The 19,424-nt window shown below is 41.5% G+C and carries 24 protein-coding genes; 1 reads left to right on the top strand and 23 read right to left on the bottom strand.

Going from position 1 to position 19,424, the window contains the following annotated elements; genetic code table 11:
• Positions 1-179: 179 nt before the first annotated feature.
• From QNO02_RS11980 to QNO02_RS11870, 23 genes are all read right to left on the bottom strand, one after another.
• Positions 180-596 (bottom strand): hypothetical protein, encoded by a 417-nt coding sequence (locus tag QNO02_RS11980; RefSeq protein WP_289392141.1) that lies wholly within the window; start codon positions 594-596, stop codon positions 180-182.
• A 26-nt stretch (positions 597-622) separates the two neighbouring features.
• A complete protein-coding gene (locus tag QNO02_RS11975) occupies positions 623-1,651 on the bottom strand; it encodes an alpha/beta fold hydrolase (RefSeq protein ID WP_289392140.1) in 1,029 nt (342 codons plus the stop codon).
• A gap of 51 nt (positions 1,652-1,702) precedes the next feature.
• On the bottom strand, positions 1,703-2,338 hold the full coding sequence (locus QNO02_RS11970; RefSeq protein ID WP_091031595.1) for a hypothetical protein: 636 nt from the start codon (positions 2,336-2,338) through the stop codon (positions 1,703-1,705).
• Positions 2,335-2,691, bottom strand: a complete 357-nt coding sequence (locus tag QNO02_RS11965) for a GNAT family N-acetyltransferase (protein WP_289392139.1) — start codon at positions 2,689-2,691, stop codon at positions 2,335-2,337. The genes QNO02_RS11970 and QNO02_RS11965 overlap by 4 nt, the downstream gene beginning before the upstream one ends.
• A 21-nt stretch (positions 2,692-2,712) precedes the next feature.
• Positions 2,713-2,868, bottom strand: coding sequence for a hypothetical protein (locus QNO02_RS11960; RefSeq protein WP_289392138.1), 156 nt, complete (start codon positions 2,866-2,868; stop codon positions 2,713-2,715).
• Positions 2,869-3,044: 176 nt separating this feature from the next.
• Positions 3,045-3,512 carry an NUDIX domain-containing protein gene (locus tag QNO02_RS11955; protein WP_289392137.1) on the bottom strand — a complete coding sequence of 156 codons (468 nt, stop codon included), beginning with the start codon at positions 3,510-3,512 and terminating at the stop codon, positions 3,045-3,047.
• Between the two features lie 20 nt (positions 3,513-3,532).
• Entirely contained in the window at positions 3,533-4,477 is a 945-nt protein-coding gene (locus QNO02_RS11950; RefSeq protein WP_289392136.1) for a serine hydrolase domain-containing protein, read from the bottom strand.
• A gap of 46 nt (positions 4,478-4,523) precedes the next feature.
• Positions 4,524-4,967, bottom strand: coding sequence for a GNAT family N-acetyltransferase (locus QNO02_RS11945; RefSeq protein ID WP_289392134.1), 444 nt, complete (start codon positions 4,965-4,967; stop codon positions 4,524-4,526).
• 59 nt (positions 4,968-5,026) lie between these two features.
• Complete coding sequence (locus QNO02_RS11940; RefSeq protein ID WP_289392133.1) at positions 5,027-5,485, bottom strand: GNAT family N-acetyltransferase; 459 nt, start codon at positions 5,483-5,485, stop codon at positions 5,027-5,029.
• Positions 5,482-6,051, bottom strand: coding sequence for a P-loop NTPase family protein (locus tag QNO02_RS11935; RefSeq protein WP_289392132.1), 570 nt, complete (start codon positions 6,049-6,051; stop codon positions 5,482-5,484). The genes QNO02_RS11940 and QNO02_RS11935 overlap by 4 nt, the downstream gene beginning before the upstream one ends.
• Positions 6,048-6,590, bottom strand: a complete 543-nt coding sequence (locus QNO02_RS11930) for a GNAT family N-acetyltransferase (protein WP_289392131.1) — start codon at positions 6,588-6,590, stop codon at positions 6,048-6,050. The genes QNO02_RS11935 and QNO02_RS11930 overlap by 4 nt, the downstream gene beginning before the upstream one ends.
• Positions 6,591-6,592: 2 nt before the next feature.
• The gene (locus QNO02_RS11925; protein WP_289392129.1) at positions 6,593-7,090 is read right to left on the bottom strand and encodes a GNAT family N-acetyltransferase; all 498 of its coding nucleotides are present in this window, start codon (positions 7,088-7,090) and stop codon (positions 6,593-6,595) included.
• A gap of 480 nt (positions 7,091-7,570) precedes the next feature.
• A complete protein-coding gene (locus QNO02_RS11920; protein ID WP_289392128.1) occupies positions 7,571-8,038 on the bottom strand; it encodes a DUF2691 family protein in 468 nt (155 codons plus the stop codon).
• Between the two features lie 48 nt (positions 8,039-8,086).
• Positions 8,087-8,617: an AAA family ATPase gene (locus tag QNO02_RS11915; RefSeq protein ID WP_289392127.1), complete on the bottom strand. Its 531-nt coding sequence runs from the start codon at positions 8,615-8,617 to the stop codon at positions 8,087-8,089.
• A gap of 12 nt (positions 8,618-8,629) precedes the next feature.
• Complete coding sequence (locus QNO02_RS11910; protein WP_289392756.1) at positions 8,630-9,115, bottom strand: GNAT family N-acetyltransferase; 486 nt, start codon at positions 9,113-9,115, stop codon at positions 8,630-8,632.
• 73 nt (positions 9,116-9,188) lie between these two features.
• Positions 9,189-9,539, bottom strand: a complete 351-nt coding sequence (locus QNO02_RS11905) for a DUF952 domain-containing protein (RefSeq protein WP_289392126.1) — start codon at positions 9,537-9,539, stop codon at positions 9,189-9,191.
• Between the two features lie 29 nt (positions 9,540-9,568).
• Positions 9,569-10,099, bottom strand: coding sequence for an AAA family ATPase (locus QNO02_RS11900; RefSeq protein ID WP_289392125.1), 531 nt, complete (start codon positions 10,097-10,099; stop codon positions 9,569-9,571).
• 193 nt (positions 10,100-10,292) lie between these two features.
• Positions 10,293-11,357, bottom strand: coding sequence for a polysaccharide deacetylase family protein (locus QNO02_RS11895; RefSeq protein ID WP_249911016.1), 1,065 nt, complete (start codon positions 11,355-11,357; stop codon positions 10,293-10,295).
• Positions 11,358-11,575: 218 nt separating this feature from the next.
• The gene (locus tag QNO02_RS11890; RefSeq protein ID WP_289392124.1) at positions 11,576-12,628 is read right to left on the bottom strand and encodes an ABC transporter substrate-binding protein; all 1,053 of its coding nucleotides are present in this window, start codon (positions 12,626-12,628) and stop codon (positions 11,576-11,578) included.
• Between the two features lie 105 nt (positions 12,629-12,733).
• A complete protein-coding gene (yjfF, locus tag QNO02_RS11885) occupies positions 12,734-13,708 on the bottom strand; it encodes a galactofuranose ABC transporter, permease protein YjfF (protein WP_017689006.1) in 975 nt (324 codons plus the stop codon).
• Positions 13,698-14,741 (bottom strand): ABC transporter permease, encoded by a 1,044-nt coding sequence (locus tag QNO02_RS11880; protein WP_289392123.1) that lies wholly within the window; start codon positions 14,739-14,741, stop codon positions 13,698-13,700. The genes yjfF and QNO02_RS11880 overlap by 11 nt, the downstream gene beginning before the upstream one ends.
• Before the next feature lie 4 nt (positions 14,742-14,745).
• Positions 14,746-16,257 (bottom strand): sugar ABC transporter ATP-binding protein, encoded by a 1,512-nt coding sequence (locus QNO02_RS11875; protein ID WP_289392122.1) that lies wholly within the window; start codon positions 16,255-16,257, stop codon positions 14,746-14,748.
• Positions 16,258-16,342: 85 nt separating this feature from the next.
• Positions 16,343-17,365, bottom strand: a complete 1,023-nt coding sequence (locus tag QNO02_RS11870) for an ABC transporter substrate-binding protein (protein ID WP_289392121.1) — start codon at positions 17,363-17,365, stop codon at positions 16,343-16,345.
• Positions 17,366-17,608: 243 nt separating this feature from the next.
• Between QNO02_RS11870 and QNO02_RS11865 the strand changes: the two genes are divergently transcribed.
• A complete protein-coding gene (locus QNO02_RS11865; protein ID WP_289392120.1) occupies positions 17,609-19,420 on the top strand; it encodes a cache domain-containing sensor histidine kinase in 1,812 nt (603 codons plus the stop codon).
• The last annotated feature ends 4 nt before the right edge of the window (positions 19,421-19,424 follow it).

Below are 19,424 nucleotides of genomic sequence, written 5' to 3'. Positions count from 1 at the left end.
TTAACAAGCAGTGCAGTTAATCTATCCATACAGATTGAATGATTCGAGAATACGTGCCTCCTCTCCCTATCGATCAAACAAATGAATTTTTCGCCTGACAAAAACATAATAACACATTTATGGAAAATAAAGCGATATCTTTATTGTTTTTTGTGACTATTTACTACAAAATAATCCATCTATCCGTTTAAGTGGATTGCTTGAATTTGTTCTCTATCAAAATCAATCATCATGATGTGATCAAGCAGAATATGATCTCCGCAAGATATTGTTGCGCCGTAGTCGGTTATACTGTTAAATGTAATATCCGCGCGATAGACTTCAATTTCATTAAACCAATTCTGATGTACCTTTTCCTGAAGTTCATTCTCATAATATTCTCGAAAGACAGTCTCACAAATAGAAAACCACTTAATGTAGTCTTCTATTTTATGAACCATTGAATCTAACGGTGTATTTGTGGACACATATATTCGGACGTCATTTAAATCCTCATCCTGTATGAGATGTTTGAATATTTGCACTGTATTTTGCAGAGTGTAACACCGGTAACTTTCATCACTCTCTTCTTCAAGCTCAATGAATTCACTTAACAATATGATCTTGCTCCTTTCAATGCATCTTAGAATAGCTCATTTAACCACTTTACGAATTTTTCTTTCTCCTCAAACTGTGGGTAATGCGCCGACTCGTTGAATACAATGAAGTCTTTGATCGGTGCATCCAATACGTCAAAATAATCACGTGCTGCATTCGCAGTAGTCATATAATCATATTTACCCGTTACAAAATAGGTAGGAATCTCCAGATGATCAACAATATCAGGTAAATTTTGATCAAATGCTTCCTTCAGTAAGATGTCTTGGGAACTGAACATCCCTGTATAAAAGCGAATCATATCCAGCCCATTATATTCGGGATTTAAAAGGAATCCTGAAATATAATCTCTATTCTCGTTGATGAGTCTGGCTGCACCACCGTACTTTTGCAACAAAATTCTAGGCGTAAGTTCCTTTCCTTGCTCGATCGAGCTGCGAATTAGCTCCAGTTTTTTAACATCATCTTCATTGCCGGCTTGTTTTGCTTGCTCGTACGTGTACTCCAAACTTTCCAGTTCGCTCTGAAGTGTATTAGCCATCTGTCCAATGCCTATATAAGCGTGAAACTGAGTGGGTGCTTTAGCCGCAGCTTTCAAACCGATATATGTACCAAATGAATGACCAATTAATATAACCTTCTCTTGATTTAACTCCTTAGATACATAATCCCTTAACGCTAACAAATCATCTACTAATACATCTGTTGTCAGATTCGAGTAATCCTCAAAAAAGTGATAGGACTTCCCACTCCCACGTTGATCGTAATGCACCACCGTGAAGTGTTGCTCAAGCTCTTTCTGATACTTCCTTACGTATGGAATCTCCGAGCATCCCGGCCCGCCATGCACAAAAATCAGGATAGGATTACTCCGGTCAACTCCCCTGATCATGACTTCGTGTCCTGCACCGTTAATTTCGACCTGCTCTAACTTGCTGATACTGTTTTCACCTTTAATTTGTGGTGTCCATGTGGGAAATATCAGAGCTACTATGACCATTAAAATAATACTGAATATGCTGTACTTGAGTGTTTTCCGTATTTTTTTGCGCATGTAATGCTCCTTACGTCATAAGTTTCATTTGTCATTCTACCAACGGTTCATTTATCGTAACGGATACATCAATTCAACGGGTTCTTTCACCAGCTCTTCTTGGAAAATATAATTATGATCGGCTCCTACGATACAGAGGATTCGTTTTTCTGGATGAGCTTCAATTGTATTTTTGACTCTTTGAACCATAATCTGATTACGGACCACCCAGCGAAAGTTCTGTGCCTTCGGATTTACCTCATGCAACCATTCATATTTTTGTCTGGTTACGCGATCGAACTCCTTTGAATTAAAAGGAATCTCGCCAAACCGATACGTCTCCATTTGCTCCGCAAACCAATGATCGTCCCGTTGTTCAAGTTCTTGGCGTTCCTCGCCCGAATAACCGTTGAATGGATCAAAAGCATTCCATACATCTAATTCAAACCAATCAATAGGGACAAATGGGATGTTATGCTTCTCGCATAAAGGGAAGACCAATTCCCAATACTCACTAGCTGGTTCTCCCCAGTATCCTCTATCATGTTTGTCCTTCAGGTACCTCAACCAACTCTGCGGATGAACTTCACCACAAATGAGATCTGGTTTAAACTCAGTGATCACATCCTTGTAAAGAGAAAGGGAACAATGATATCGCTCCCTGAGTTCAGGATTATGAATGGTGCCAAGTATCCCAACCGTTGTCATGTGCCCAGCTCCTTTATCATATGTATATCGTTCGGCTCTTTGTCATAAAGTTCTTGATCAATCTCGCTTGCAATCTGACTGCCCTGACTTTTATAAAAGGATACCGCTGATTTCGTCTCTGTGGAGGAGATATACAGATACTGTGCACCACGTTTCTTAGCCTCTTCACCTAACTCGTTTAGAATACGTTTTCCAATACCTTGTCTTCTGTACCCGCGTGAGACATACATCAAGTCAACTTGTAATTGATTTCGTTCTTTTCCTCTATATTGATGTGCCAGCACACCAAATCCGATTAATTGATCGTCAGCAAACCCGCCATATGCCATGCCACCTTGTTCTAATTCGTACACATATCGATTTTGAATCTCTTTCTAAAGCATCTCATCCCAGTTGGAGCACTCATGATTTTGTTCAAGCTCAACCAATCGGTTCTCTCTCATTTCATAGATGAGATCAATATGTTCCGAGCGATCTATTTCCTGCAGCTGATTCACATCATCAAGGGTCAACGTTCTATACGTTATCATGATTGATCGTTGCCATCTCTCTTTCCACATATTATTTCTAAGACCTATGGTTTTATAGATCGAAGTCTGTATTTATCAAAAACTATTTTATCGTACAAAATAGTGTATTCCTTGTTCTCTTCAATTAGTTTTGACATATCCATTGGAACGGCTACTGTTCGTTCGTGATACTTAAATCAGCTTATTTTAATTTCAGGTAACTCATTCAAATGATTTATTTCGATAGTGTATTTCTTAAACTTATGGTTCTCAAGTCCATCCCATCTGTCTGAGAAATGATAAAACATATCTCCAAAGTTCATCCCTTCTGGTAATACATCCACAAGCTTTATTTCATCAATTTCAGACTGCGGTAAGCTCTCCAGCAATTTAACCTCAGCATAAGAAACCATACCAAAGCTCCCATTCCATTCATATACACCATAAGGTATTAATTCGAAGCGTATTGCCCCTGTCTCTTCATAGAGTTCTCGACTTGCCGTGTGTAAAATTGTTTCCCCTATTTCTTTGTTGCCTCCTGGGATCTCCCAACCTCCTCTTTTCCTATTTTTTATAATGATGAATTTATTATTGTATTTCGCGATCATAACTGCAAATTTGATTAACTTTGGATCAAGTTCATCTAGATCAAACCAGTGGCTCATGTTATCTCTCCCATAAACAACTATTCTGTCAATATATAATTGTTAAACCATTGAAGTGGTAACAAACTATCATCGGATTTAATCGTTGTGAATACCGCAACCAATCCTCGATCTTGGTTAACAAATATGTATTGCCCTCTTCCTCCGCCCATACCCATAGCATAAAACGTTTTATTTTCAGCGTCTTCTTCCTTGATGCTTTTCATTATGCGCCAGTGGTAGCTATATAAGGTTTCGAAAGTGAGAGAAGGCCTTACACTTCTAGCAATCCAGTCAGCAGAGATGAGTTGTTTCGAATTCCACTCCCCATTCTGAGCGTATAACACTCCAAACTTCAGCATATCTTCGATCTTCATTCGCAAACCAAAACCACCGATCGCAATCCCTTGTGTATCCTGATACCAATGGAAATCGTTAATACCTAGAGGTGCAAATAAGTTCTTTCTTGCAAATTCCGAAGTGTTCATACCAGTCGCCTTCTGCAATATGGCGCTAAGTATATGCGAACTCCCGCAACTATATTTCATTTGGATTCCAGGTTCGAATTCAATGGGTTGCTCAAGAACAAATTTCGTCCAATTCCTAGATGGGATCATCGCTTCATTCCCCGGATAGTGCAAGCCCGAGGACATCGTTAATAGATGCTTAATCGTAATCCCCTTTTTGCTGTCATCCAGATCGTTAAAATAATTCACAATTGGGGTATCCTCATTCTCAATGTAACCCTGTTGTATAGCTATTCCCACCAATGCGGAGAGCACACTTTTTGTAATTGAATTCACTTTATGTTGTTTTTCTTTCGTTTTTCGATTCCGATAAAATTCATATTGAATTGCGTTTTCTCGGTATATCATGCAGCTCTCCGCTTTATTTCGTTTTATCTCTCTTTCAAGATCATTAAATTCAGTAATATGTAACCCTCCCTTGTGGCTCGCATACTTTCCGCCATCCTTTTGTTTCTCCATAAAAATTCATCATTCGTTAAATCCAATACTATGTTAGGTACTCGTTTTATAATCTTTTCTTCATAAAATATTGAATGATTCCATCAGGATACTCATCAATTAATCCAAACACTTCATAGCCCATTTTTTGATAGAATTTCGGTGATTGATATGAAAATGTGCTTGTGTGTGCAAGCTTACATCCTAATTCAGAAGCCATGCTTTCTGCTTGCATGATTAAAGACTTCCCATATCCTTTCTTTCTGTGTTCCTCATCTATCCAAAAATTATCAATATATAATGTTTCACAATATGTAGCACAGAAGATCCCACCAACTGCCTTACCTGTCTTGTCCCGTAAAAAAAGATTGATAGTCTTTCCAGGCTTCTTTAATAATCCATTTGTTTCAGAGACGTTATAGTTATATAAGTTATTACAAACTTTTTTGTAGTCTTCTTCATGATCATCAAATACGATTTGTAATTCATCCTTATGATTCTTACTATTCAATGTTTAAGTCACCTCATTTAGAAAATCATCACATGTAATCTTTACACTATTCAAATTTCTTACCTTATTACCAACCTGTAGATCACTTCATCATCTGAATTGGTTCTATTCTCACTGATAAACAACATGCTCTTATACAAGTTCTGTGCTATTTCATTATTCCGTTCAACCGTTAATGAAATAACCTTGCACAACGGATGCTGTTTCGTAATGTAATCTAGAATGGCTCTTAAAGCGAGCCTTCCCATTCCTTTACCTTGATAGGATTTATCGATTTGAAAACCACCAATCCAGTAATTATCTGTACTATCTGGCGTATAACTCAGATAAAAGAAACCAAATACCTTCCCATCGATCTCAAGTACATAAGGATCAAATGCTTCATCCCACGGTTTTACATAGGCGTAAGCGATTCCCTCAATAACGGACGGAACTAATGACGCTTGGTGTTCATACAAAGAGATTTTCAGCGCCTCTTCCCAATTCTCTCGTGTGACTGGTTGTATCTTTATATTCACCACTGTATCTCCTCACTCGACAATCCTTGATTACCTCTAAGATTCTTTTCACTTTCACTTACAACCACTTCCAAATGATGTTCAATCAACTGTATCACTTGTTTTTTATTCTTTGTGATTGTTGCAGTTTTGCGGTTTGTGTTAATTGTACATATAACTTCTTCTATATTATATTGATGGTTCCATTTCACAATCATCTTGCATAAGTTCTTGAATGACTGCTTGTAATTCCACGGTTGCAAGCCCATTCTGGACAATACAAACCTCTTTATAATTCGATAATCTCTAATGAAAACATTTGGAGCTAATACAAAAATCAAATCTGCTTCCTGGATGGACTTAATTGTCCAATCTTTGCACTGTACTCCTTCTATGATCCAAGCCTCTGAACTGACAATAGATTGAACGGATTCATCCCTAACACTTTCAGGATATCTCAGATTTTCGGCGCTTCTGTCCCATATGAGATTGTCTAATTCATAGGAAGGAATACCGTATTTATCCGATAATTCTTTGGCTAATGTTGATTTCCCACTACCGCAAGATCCAATAATTCGTATTTTCATACATATTCTTTCTTCAAAAATGCATAGATGACATTATCAACAAATCGATTTTTCCAAATAAAATTCTCTTTCAATATGCCTTCTTCACTGAACCCAATTCTCTCAAGCAACTTTCTTGATCCCGCGTTCTCTGGCTCTACAAATGCTTCAATTCTGTTTAATTCAAGGTTCTTGAATCCATATTCAACGATTTTCTGAGTTACCTCGGTCATGTAACCCTGCCGCCAGAACTCCGGTGCTAATTCATATCCCATCACAGCTTTATGATGTTGTTTCATCCAACCATGAAATCCACATGTTCCAATAATTCTGTTGTCCGATTTCAAAGCAATTCCCCAACGGATGACCTGACCATTTTTGAATCGTTCATTCCATCTTTGTATGAGTTCTTCTGCTTGTTTTGTATTCGTAAAACTTTCTACATCGTAGAACCTTGTAACTTCATCTGAAGAAAAAATATGAAATATGTCTTGGGAATCACTCTGTTTAATCTCTCTTAACAGCAGTCCTTTGGTTTCAAGTTCAGGAAAAGGAGTCATATTCACTTCACCTCAATCGAGTACACTGCTACATTTTTCCCTATTATGTCTACGTCCTTCTCGTGTTTCATGCCATTCTTTTGCGCGACTTTCATAGAACCCGCATTGCCATGTTGAATTAAAGATATTAATCTTTTCTGCTTCATGTGATCCATGCCATATTCTTTCCACGCTTTTGCTTGTTCATATCCGTAACCCATTCCCCAGTATTGCTCTATGACCCAGTAACCAACTTCAAGCTCATCAGTGCCTTCAATGATTTGAGGAATCAGTCCAGAGGTTCCAATTAACTTGTTATCCTCTTTATTAAATGCGAGAAACAGCCCTTTATCGTCTTTATTCCAGTTGATGAACTTTTCCAGGCTTTGCATGGTTTCTTCCTTCGTCCAGGGTCCTCCATGTCTAATAAATTTCATCATATTTGGCTCACGTGTCATCTCGAAAAGTAAATCAAAATCATTTTTGGTATATTTCCGAAATATAAGTCGTTCTGTCTCCATCTTTCTTTCAACTCCTTCTTCATTCATAAGATGTAATCGTATTCATAAACATTCAAATATCATGGGGAAATGGACCAAAGTGTGTCTTCAAACTCAGGCAAGTAAACGATGGTGGGTGCCAGCTTACCGTCCGAAAATTGCTGAAGTTCAGGGTGACTGATGCTGGCGCATGGTCAGGCGATTTACTAAGGAACACAAGACATCTTATTCGGCCTTCAGGTCCTCTTTTAAAATTGTAAGGAACATGAGACATCTTATTTCCCAAAATCATCTGACAAAAAGGCTACAAAAGGCTATTTTTTCTGATATAGCGTGTCTCAGATTCCTTAGATTTCGAAAGGCGTTTCAAATCCCCGAATAAGACGTGTCAGGTTCGTTAGAGTTAACACCTAACACCTAAACTCAACGCTATGTTAATGTATATCAACGTATGCATGGGATGGTCTATCAAACCTTAGCAGTTAATCCCAATCTCCTTTATCACCAGACCGATAGTATTGTCCTCGTATCATTCTCATCCGTTAAATATTCGAGAGATTCAAATCCCTGTCTATTTATATGATTATATAATTCCTTGACTTTCTCTAGATCTTTACAATAAACCGTGACGTAGATACTATCGATCACAAGAAGAACCATCTGACACTCACTCTCCACATAATCTTCATAGGTGATTACATCTGTTATTTGTCTGCCTTTTGGAAATGCTTTTAAATTCGTAAATATTAAATAATACTCGTTGTTCTCAATAATCTTTTGTAATTCTTCTCCATTCATACCAATAATCATATCCGGAAAAAGATCATCCCCTAACGTATCACCCTCAATGAAATAGGATTCTTCTCCACCAATAAACCAATCAAAATTAGATACCCCCATTGGTTTTAAAATCTCTCCAAGAAAGCGACCATAGGCATTTGGTATTTCAAAACGTATTCCTCTGTTCATCTGTTCACCCTCTTATCATTTTTAATTCGAAGCATAATAACAGTACAGTTATTTCACCCGATATTTCTCATTATTTATAATTTCACTTACTATTTCAGGTAATTGTGCTTCTGTAAAATGACTAGTATACAGCTTGTTATCTACTCTCAGATCCGGATGATTTTCAAACTCATCCAGCAGAATTATACTTCTTTCTTTCATTTGATATTCTTCTGCTCTTAGACGGTCTCTACGAATAATGGTTTGACGATCAACCATTAATACAACATAGATTATGCGAACATGATAGTCTGCCAATTCGGTCATTAACCCATCCATGTCTTCCGGAAAGGCTACGTAGTCCAGAACTACATCGTATTTATAATCCAATAAGTTTTTCACTAGACTAGATATATTTTTCCAAGTTAAATCGTGTGTATCCTTATCAAGCCAGGGTTTACCTCGCCCTTTGACCGGAAAGTGACTAACCGCATCTCCAGAAATATACGCACTTCTCTCTAAAGTCTGAACCAGCAGCTTGGAAGTTGTAGATTTCCCTACTCCAGGGGGGCCAGATATAATATATAGGTTATTACTCATTCTGTATTCTCCTTACAATATCTTTTGGAAACTTCCAATATCCAGTTTTCTATCAAATTTATATCCGATCTCTTTAAACAGAGCACATTGTTCATAACCGTTTCTCTCAAATAATGATTTACTTCTTGTATTCTCCATGCAAATTGTCGCAATTAAGGTATGGAATCCTTGTTCTTTTGCAACCTTCTCAATGAAACCTAGTGCTTGTTTCCCCAAGCCTTTTCCCAAAATATCGTGCTTTAGATATATGGTGACTTCACCACAGATATCATATGCCTGTTTGCTCTTATATTGGGTAATCAGAACATAGCCCATCATTTGATTGTTTTCAAGAATTACATAAGTTTTATACCGTGTATCTTTGTTCATTACAGAGGATTTAATCTGATCAAGATTTAATTCCTCCGTATGAAACGAAATCGTTGTATTCATTACATAATAGTTATAAATCTCTCTAATTTCAGGGAGGTGCTGTTCGGTTACCTCTTCAAAAGTCACAGTCGTCAATTACGATCCATCCTCTTCTGTTCATTTCTTCAACGATACCAGCGTCTATCCAAGAAATCCGACATCACCGCATGTTCTCTAAATCAGGAGGTAGGGAAAATCTCCCTTCTGTATTAGGCTCAAAATCATATGTATGAAATACCGCGTCAAGATTTAACTCACCGTAAATATGAGGATATTCCCTGCCTTCATTATACAGATCTTCCCATATAACTTCTGATTTTATTTTAGATGCATCCAAGCAAAGTAATACTAACCCCTTTGTCCCGGGGTAATTATAATTAGCCACAGCTACGATCTTATCCACAGGTGAGCAATGAATAAAACCTTCCTTTTCTAAAGATGCTGCTCTGTATACCCCATTGATCAACGCGGCTTCCCAATCTTTTCTTGAGAGTACATGTACAATCATCATCCTAAAATCCTCCTTAATAAAAAAGATAATTATTTGGATAGGACCTTCTTCAAAATGAGTTCTATGATTTCACTAGTCTCCAGATGATCGGTAATAATGCGAGTTTGAAATTGTTCATCCTTGAAAGCTTCAACACACTTTGGTGCTTGTTGATATTGCCAGCCTCCATATTCATCTCCACGTTTAGCCAAACGATGATAAATCGTCTCTTCTGTAGCCGTTAAGCAAAAATGATGAATGTTCTGATCGATCTCTTTCAACTCGTTATAAATGTAATTAAAGTTTTCCTCTTTATAGATGGTCATGGGGACAATTAAGTGTTTGTTGTATTTCTGCTTTACTTCTTTAGCTGTCTTTACGGTTAGAATTTTCCATAGATCGATATCTTGAAAATCATCCGTACGTTCCCTTTCCTCTCTACAATTCTCCGGAAGAAGTTTTCTGAGCATATAACCTATTTCTTCAGGATCGTAGATCATGCTGTTTGCAATTAAGGGCTGAAGTGCTTCTGCTGCAGAAGTTTTTCCCGAACCAAACGCTCCGTTAATCATAATGATCATGTGGTCAATCCACTCCTATTCCATAAATAGTTTCAATACAAACCAAATTTTTCCTATCCTCAATTTCATCCATTATAAATGTTTTTCTTCCACTTTTGTGTTACAAAATGGCCAAAAACATGATGAAATCCCATTGGATTAACCCAACGGGATTTCATCATCACGCATTATTTCTCAATTAACCTTGAACTTGTTAATGTATTTCCAAGTAATCAATATAGATATCCCATGTACCGTCATCGGCTGTTACAACCAACTCAATGACCTGATTTCCCGTTCCGTGGCTGATATTATTCAGGGTATAGACCGCTGGAGAGCTCCCGCCAAAGTAAAAGGTTCCCTTCGTCTGTCCACCAATCTTCAAATCAACTCTCGCCATGTTGGCATTGTTTGAAGCTCCACGAAGTGAAAAATTGTGTGTGCTCGTTGCAAAATTCTGAGTATATTTAACCAAATCATTGTTAGCATAAAGGACCACGCCATTGAAAGGAGAACTGATATTGCCGGTGTATTGCCCACCTTTGGTCATATTCTCAGCTTCCACTTTTGTTCCGTTACTTGGCGGATTCGTAGTGCTACTATCGGGTGCAACTGCCCGACCGGTCGTTGATGAGATCATACCGGAGCAAAGGCCGCGATTCTTCAGATTTTGTGCAATCTGTGGAATGGCTTGAAGTGTCGTCTGGTACTGATCATGCATTAGAATGACGTCACCACTTTTCATCGTGTTCACTGCTGCTACAATCTGGGCTGCGCTGGCACCATTCCAGTCTTGGGAATCTACGTTCCACAGTATTTCCTTCAGGCCGTTTTGGCTCACAACGGATTTCAAGGTAGCATTTGTCGCACCGTAAGGAGGTCTGAACAGTTTAGGTGAACTTCCGGTAATGGACTGGATTGTCTGCTGTGTCCGTGTAATCTCTGACGACATCTGAGCGCTGTTTAATGTAGTCATATTCGGATGTGTATACGAATGATTGCCAATCCACATGCCTGCTGCCACCTGTGCAGTAACCAGCGATTGATTATTTTGCGCATTTTGCCCAACATTGAACATCGTTGCCCGTAAACCAGCTTGCTTCAACGCGTTAAGCATGTTTGTTGTATTTCCAGATGGGCCATCATCAAACGTCAGACCTACATAACCATTCGGACAACTTGCATCTGCAGCACGAGCATCGGGCACCGCCGGGATAGAAAATAAGGTACCAAAAAGTGCGAGAGATATTACCGCCTTTGCTAGCTTTACTTTAAACATAAAATTACCTCCTCATAATATATTCACAGCATACTACCTTCTACACTCCCTCTCTTTATCAAACTTTCACCCTCGAAAAAAGCGCTTTCATATACACGTAATCCGCTACGTCCTTTCTCATAGATAAGAGCTTTAGTTCAAGGTGAGTTCAGTATAAACGATAACTTTATTTAAAGTAAATTGAATTTTATCCAAAATGTTCTATTTATTCACGAATTCTAGAATCGCCTGTTGTACATCTCCCGTTTAGCACTCTCCTGTGTAAAAATGTCCTCCGGGGGCACCATGCGCTTTGGGAGTGTACGCCCTGCAATAATTTCTTTTGTAGCCTGCATAAGCTGAGGACCAAGCAGCGGGTTACATTCCACCACAGCGTTGATTTTCCCACTCGCCAGAATTTCAAGTGCTTTGCGGGAGCCGTCCACCGAGACAATGATAATGTCCTCTCCCGGCTTCAGCCCAACTTCTTCTATCGCTTGTATGGCGCCAAACGCCATTTCATCATTATGGGCAAAAAGAACCTGCGGCCGTTTGTCTTCCGGGACCTGAAGGAATTCTTTCATGACTTGTTTCCCGTTGTCCTCCGTAAAATCGGCAGGAGCACTTTGTGAGAAGATGATATCTGCTCTGGTGTCGAAAATGCTTCTAAATCCTTCACCACGCTGGATAGAAGGCGTAGAACCACTCGTGCCTTGCAGTTCGGCAATTCGTATCGATCCCGGATGATTTCGCATCCGATCCTGAACGTACTTTCCGGCCTTCACACCTTCCTCATAAAAGTCCGATCCAATCGTTGTCACAAAAAGTGAAGTGTCTTTGACATCAACTGATCGGTCTACGATGATCACGGGTATACCTGCATCCTTGGCCTCCTGAAGAATACCCTCCCAGCCCGATTCCACGACCGGTGCAATGGCAATGACATCCACCTTTTGTCTGATGAACGACCGAACAGCCTCGAACTGTTTCGTCTGAGACTGTTCTGCATTTTTTATCACAAGGGAGATTCCCGATTCTGCCGCAGCATTTCGAATAGACGTGGAGTTTGCCAGACGCCAGGCACTCTCTCTGCCCAGTTGTGAAAAACCCAAAACAATCGGTTTTATAGAGGTATCCCTTGCTACCGCTGATTCTATCCATTCCTCAACAGAGGGAAGAGTTTCCAAGTTGTTAGACGAGATGGGAGGAGGAACAGATTCAGACTCAGGGGTTGTGCAACCGACAAGCAGCAGTAGAATGAACAAGCACAACCCGTTCACATGTCTTCTCACTCACGCATCCCCCATCTCCATGTTAGTCTCTGCAGCCACCAATGCAGAGCACATCGTGTTATATCATTGTTTGGTATTTGTGTTCAGTTATTTAATTCAATTAACTTAATGCAGTGATTTCGAGGATACTCGCCTTCCGCTAAGAAGTCGCTGGAACAAAATAAAAACAAACAGCATTAGGCCAATCACAATCTTGGTCCACCATGAGCTGAGCGTACCTTCGAAGCTAATTATAGTTTGGATAGCCCCCTGGATCAATACACCAATAAAGGTTCCCGCCACATACCCTACACCACCTGTTAACAAGGTGCCTCCGATCACAACAGCCGCGATGGTATCAAGTTCAAGACCCATGGCGTGTAATCCATAACCGGATAACATATAGAAGGTGAAGACAACACCGGCAAGCGCGGAGCACAAACCGCTGAACGTATACACCAGGATTTTGGTACGTGCAACCGGCAGTCCCATGAGCAGCGCGGATTGCTCGCTTCCGCCGATGGCGTAAACGTTGCGCCCAAACCGGGTGTAATGTGCCAGGTAGATCGCGAGCAGTACAATAACCAGAGCAATAATCACATTAATGGAGACAAAACTGCCCCCTGGCAGGGAAATTTTCGCCTGCGCAACCTGTGTGTAAAATGGATTCGTAATGGTAATGGTGTCGAGACTGATGACATAACACAGCCCCCGCGCCAAAAACATGCCTGCCAGTGTCACGATGAAAGGCTGGATTTTGAAATAGTGGATGATCGCACCCATGACTGTGCCAAACAACGCACCCATGACAAGCACCATAGGTATAACAATCGCAGGCGACCACCCTTGCTTCTCGACCAGACTTGCGCTAATGATGGTCGTCAGCGCAATGACAGAACCTACCGACAGGTCGATTCCTCCCGATACAATCACAAAAGTCATGCCAATCGCCGTGATAATCAGAAAGGCGTTATCAATGAGAAGATTAAGCAGTACCTGAGTGGAGAAGAACCCCGTATAACGGAAAGAGCCTATAGCAAACATCACGGCCAGCAAGCCGAAGGTGACAAAGACCGGGAGATACTTACGATTAAGAAACATGGCGGTTAACCCCCTGTTCGGCTGGAAACTTCCGTTTTTTCCAACGGATCACCATGGAATTGCGGAATGAATCGGATTGAATCAAACAAACGGCCAGTACAACAAAGGCCTTGACAACCAACGTAACTTCTGGCGGGACTCCAATCATATAGATCGTCGTTGTTAAGGTTTGGATAATGAGTGCTCCAACGACGGTACCCATTAGATAGAAATGACCACCATTGAGCGAAGTCCCCCCGATGACTACAGCAAGAATGGCATCAAGTTCATACCACAGACCTGCGTTATTGCCATCCGCACTGGATACATTCGAGCTGAGAATAAGCCCGGCAATGCCGGCACACAGACCACAGAAGACATATACCGTGAGAATAACCGTTTTTGAACGAATACCTGCCAATCGGCTCGCGTTTGCGTTACTTCCGACCGATTCGATAAACAGTCCCAGTGCCGTTTTTCTCGTCAACAATGAGGCAACTATCAGCACAGTTAATACGATGAAGATGGAAAAAGGTAATGCTGCAAGCGAACCTGCCCCGATATAAGCGTAGTTCGCGTTGGATACAGTAATAATCTGTCCACTCGTAATCAATTGCGCAATCCCACGTCCAGCTACCATCAGAATAAGCGTTGCAATAATGGGCTGGATTCGGGCAACCGAAACCAGCGCCCCATTCCATATGCCCAAGATCAGGGAGAGACCTATAGATAATCCAAGTGCACCCAACACAAGCCCGAACGAACTCTGATCTACTCCTCTGCTGATGCTCATACAAGCCACGGCACCGGAGATCGCTACAATGGAGCCCACGGACAAATCAATACCTCCGGTCGCAATCACCAGTGTCATGCCGATCGATACCAGAATTAAAGGCGCTCCAAAATTGAGAATATCAATCAAGCTGCCATACAGATTCCCTTCACGCATGACGAGGGAGAAGAAATCCGGAGAGTACAGCAAATTAAAGATTAAAAGTAAACCAAGCATACATAACGGCCAAAACAAATGATGTTTACGCATCTTGCCCGCCATCTCTTTAACCTCCTGCCATTGCTTTCATGATTTGCTGTTGATGGATCTGATCCCCGCTAAGTTCTTGCACTTTTTTGCGGTCCCGGATTACGGCAATCCGGTGGCTGACACGAATCACTTCTTCCAGCTCGGACGAAATGAACAGCACGGCCATGCCCTGCTTCGACAGAGAGAGCACGAGCTTCTGTATTTCAGTCTTGGCACCGATATCAATTCCACGCGTAGGTTCATCGAGAATCAACAGATCGGGGTTCATCAGCAGCCACCGAGCAAGCAACACCTTTTGCTGATTACCGCCGCTCAGATTTTTAATTAAATGCTCCGGGTTTTTCGGATGGATATTTAACAGGTTGATGTACTTTTCGGCGATCTCATCCTGTTTCTTGCGTGAGATTGGTTTGGACCAGCCTCGTGTCGCTTGTAAAGCCAGAATAATGTTCTCCCGAATGGTCAAATCATCGATTATGCCTTCGGTTTTACGGTTCTCGGAGCAAAAAGCAATATTCTGATCAATTGCATGACGCGGCGACTTAACCGTACTTCCTGTATCTACAACGAGCAATTTGCCTTCATCTGAACGATCTGCACCAAAGAAAAGGCGAGCGATCTCGGTACGACCAGACCCCAATAACCCAGCCAAGCCTACGACTTCTCCTTTGCGAATGTCCAGATCGAACGGCTCAATTGCTCCTTTGCGTCCAAGTGCCTTAGCGGTAATTAACAGTTCTCCCGACTCCGCCTGGGCAGCATCCGCTTCCTTCGGAAGCTCCTCAAGCACCTCAAGCTCCTTGCCGATCATCTTGAGCACCAGTTCCATGCGTGGAAGTTCTGCGGCTATGTACTCTCCTTCCAATTCCCCGTTACGGAGCACCGTGAGACGATCCGACATTTCGTATACCTGATCAAGAAAATGAGTAACAAAAAGAATCGCGAGACCTTCACTCTTTAATTTGTGCATAATACGAAACAGTTGCTGAACCTCGTTTTTGTCCAGACTGGATGTGGGTTCATCCAGTATGAGCACTTTTGCCGAGATGCTGAGTGCTCTTGCAATTGCAATCAGTTGTTGAATCGCCACCGAATAGGTCTGTAAAGGAGCCTTAACATCGATGGACAGATGTAATCTGTCTCGCAGAAGGTTCTCCGCATCTTTGTTCATTTGCTTCCAATTGATTTTGCCAAATCGCATCGGCTCCCGCCCGATGAAAATATTCTCAGCAACCGTTAAGTTTGGACAGAGATTGACCTCTTGGTAAACGGTACTGATTCCCGCCTTTTGCGCTTCAAGCGGACCGGAGATCGAAAGATCCCGGTTATCCATCGTTACCGTTCCTTCGTCAATGGAATAAACGCCGGTCAGAACTTTAATAAGCGTGGACTTCCCTGCTCCGTTCTCACCCATCAAGGCATGAATCTCGCCCGGAAACAAGCGAAAGCTGACGCTGGATAGCGCTTTAACCCCGGGAAATTGTTTGGTGATGCCTGTCATTTGCAAAATGGGTGTTTGCTCGGCCATATAACCCTCTCCTTTGTTATGGAAAAAAGTCATTTAGCGACAGCCTGGTCGAAAAATGACTTTTCGGTGTTATACGAATCTGCTTTTAATATTCGCGTGTTGGCAATGCTTCTTTGGCTTGTTCCGATGTGAACGTTGTCTCGTCCGTTACGATTCGGGCTTCGATGTCTTTTCCGTCCACTACCGCTTGAACCGCTTCCATTAATTGAGGTCCTAACAGCGGATTACATTCAACGATAAAGTTGATTTTGCCATCAGCTGCAGCCTGCATCCCATCCTTCACGGCATCCACAGAGATAATGGTGATATCTACGCCTGGTTTCAGTCCTGCCGCTTCAATGGCCTGAATTGCACCAAGTGCCATATCGTCATTATGTGCATAGAGAACATCTATTTTTTTATGTGCTTTGAGGAAAGCTTGCATGACTTCTTTGCCTTTGGCACGTGTAAAGTCACCCGATTGTGAAGCAATCACTTTAAGCTTCGAATTGGAAGCAATCAATTCCATAAAGCCCTCTTGACGGTCATTCGCTGGTGCGGAGCCTGTTGTACCCTGCAGCTCAACGATATTGATCTCGTCTTGTGTGTCCTTGTATTGGTCACTAAGCCACTGACCTGCTTTGCGTCCTTCTTCTACAAAGTCGGATCCAATAAAGGTTTTGTAGAGGGTTTTATCTGGCGAATCCACAGCGCGGTCCGTCAAAATTACGGGAATGCCTGCATCCTTCGCTTCCTTCAATACGGTATCCCAACCGGATTCTACAACAGGGGAAAAAGCAATCACCGTCACCTTCTGTTGTATGAAGGATCGCAAAGCTTTAATTTGATTTTCCTGCTTCTGCTGCGCATCGGAGAATTTCAAATCATAACCCGCTTCTTTGGCTGAATCCTGAATCGACTTGGTATTCGCCGAACGCCAACCACTCTCCGCACCAACCTGCGAAAAACCAAGCGTAATTGTTTTGGCGCTGGCAGGTGTACTGCCATTCCCACTCGTTGAAGTTTCATTATCGGAGCCTGCTCCTCCATTGGTACTGCTACATGCCGTGCTGACCAGCATCACCATAGCCAATGTTATGGCAAGTCCCCACTTTTTTTTGGTTCGCATGTTGTGATCCTCCCTTTTTTCGTTTCACCTTGTGGTGTGACCACATTATAGAACGCTTTCATTCCGAGCTTATATGGAGTCTCATACTTTATTTATGTAATAATTTAGTAATTTCAAAAAATGGAGTCTAAAAAGTGTAATTTCTTTGTTTAATTGTGTAGTATTTAGCGATTCTCTTACATATTAGAAAATCATGTTATACTAATGATACATTTTTGATCCCTTCAGATGGAGTGGAATACGTTGAAACTCATTCAATGGATTGCTTCAAGCCTCAGGCTTAAATTACTCAGCATGTTTATCATCCTCAGTTCAGTACCACTGATCGTGGTTGGATTGATTTCTTACCACAAATCCTATACGGTCGTATCCAATCATAACAAGGCCTCGACACAGCTGGTTGCCGACCAGCTTGCCAGGAATATTGACATCTTGTTTGAGGATACGGAACGGCTGCTCGAACTGGGCAAGAACCCGCAGGTGCTTCAATACTTGTATTCTCAATCGGAGTCCTACCCGGAAGCCAAAGCCATCCTTCAGACATACAACCTTTATCGGGAAACCTACAAGTATGACAAGGTACTTAATATCTCGTTCGTGAATTTTTATGGAAAAGGCATAAGTGAACGAAAAGGCGTGTTCAAGCTGGAACGAAATCCGCTGCGTAACCCGTACTTCAAGTATCTGATACAGTATCCGGATGCCATTCTGCGCATCCCTCATTCTGCAGCCTATGCCGAATATAACAGGCTGGATGGGTTAGCTTACCCTAAACAGAATGCGCTTTCAATTATAACCACGGTCAAAGAGCGAATTACGCATGAGGTCATTGGGTTCATCGTAATTGATTTGAATGATTCGTTCATTGATGATTTTTTGACGAATACCCCCATTAAGGATTCCGGTTTTTTCTATATTAGTGATCAATACGGAAATACACTTTTCAGGCCGGATGCCACCCCGGCATCCATAACCATGATGGATCAGATCCGATCCATCCCTTTGCATTTACAGCACGACAGCTTTATCCTGTCTGCAGGATCCAAGCCCCAGTTTGTTGTATACAGCACCTCAGAACAGACCGGATGGAAAATGATCGGCATAGCTCCTTATCAGGAAATCATTGCAGAGGCCAATAGCATTCGGCAATTGATCATCATCACGGTGTTGTTAAGTGCGTTCTTTGCAATATCGTTATATTTTTTCCTGAATAATCGACTGATTCTTCCCATTCGGATTCTGATGAACAAGATGCGTAAAGCTGCAAACGGTTACTTGGAAGCCAAAGTCACACCACACGGCTCGGACGAAATTGCTGATCTGGGTAAAAGCTTTAATGTGATGCTCGATAAGCTCAAAACACTAATCGAAAAAAGCATTCGAGAGAATGAACAGGTAAAAATAGCTGAACTACGTACGCTGCAAGCTCAGATCAACCCTCACTTCCTCTATAACACATTAGAATCTATTCTATGGATGGCTGAAGCAGAGAAAAAAGAAAATGTAATTAAACTTGTCCAGGCCCTCTCGAAGTTCTTTCGTTTGAGTCTGAACAAAGGATTCGATTGGGTGTCCATTCAAACCGAGCTTGAACATGCACGGAGTTACTTGGTCATTCAACAGATGAGGTACCACGATATTCTCACCTACGAGATCAGCGTTGACTCTGAGCTTCAGGACTATCCCATTTTAAAAATGACGCTGCAACCCCTGATTGAAAACGCGCTCTATCATGGGATCAAGAACAAACGTGGTCAAGGGCTGATATCCATACACGGATATGTTGAGGACAATAGCATCATTCTCACCGTACAAGACAACGGAATCGGCATGTCTGCGGATCGATTGGCACAATTACGTGAAGAGTTGGAGAAGCCAGCAGGTTCCCGTTCACCCCAAGATGACGAGCAGGAAGGCGGATTTGGTCTGCTCAATGTACATCACCGGATTCGGCTCTATTTCGGACCAGCTTATGGCGTTGAAATGGAAAGTACGTATATGGAAGGCAGCACATTTATGATTCGTATCCCCAAAAGCAAGGAGGTTCACCGTTGAAAAA

Source organism: Paenibacillus sp. PK1-4R (assembly GCF_030369595.1).
Taxonomy (GTDB): Bacteria; Bacillota; Bacilli; order Paenibacillales; family Paenibacillaceae; genus Paenibacillus.
This window is presented reverse-complemented; position numbering and strand designations above follow the sequence as displayed.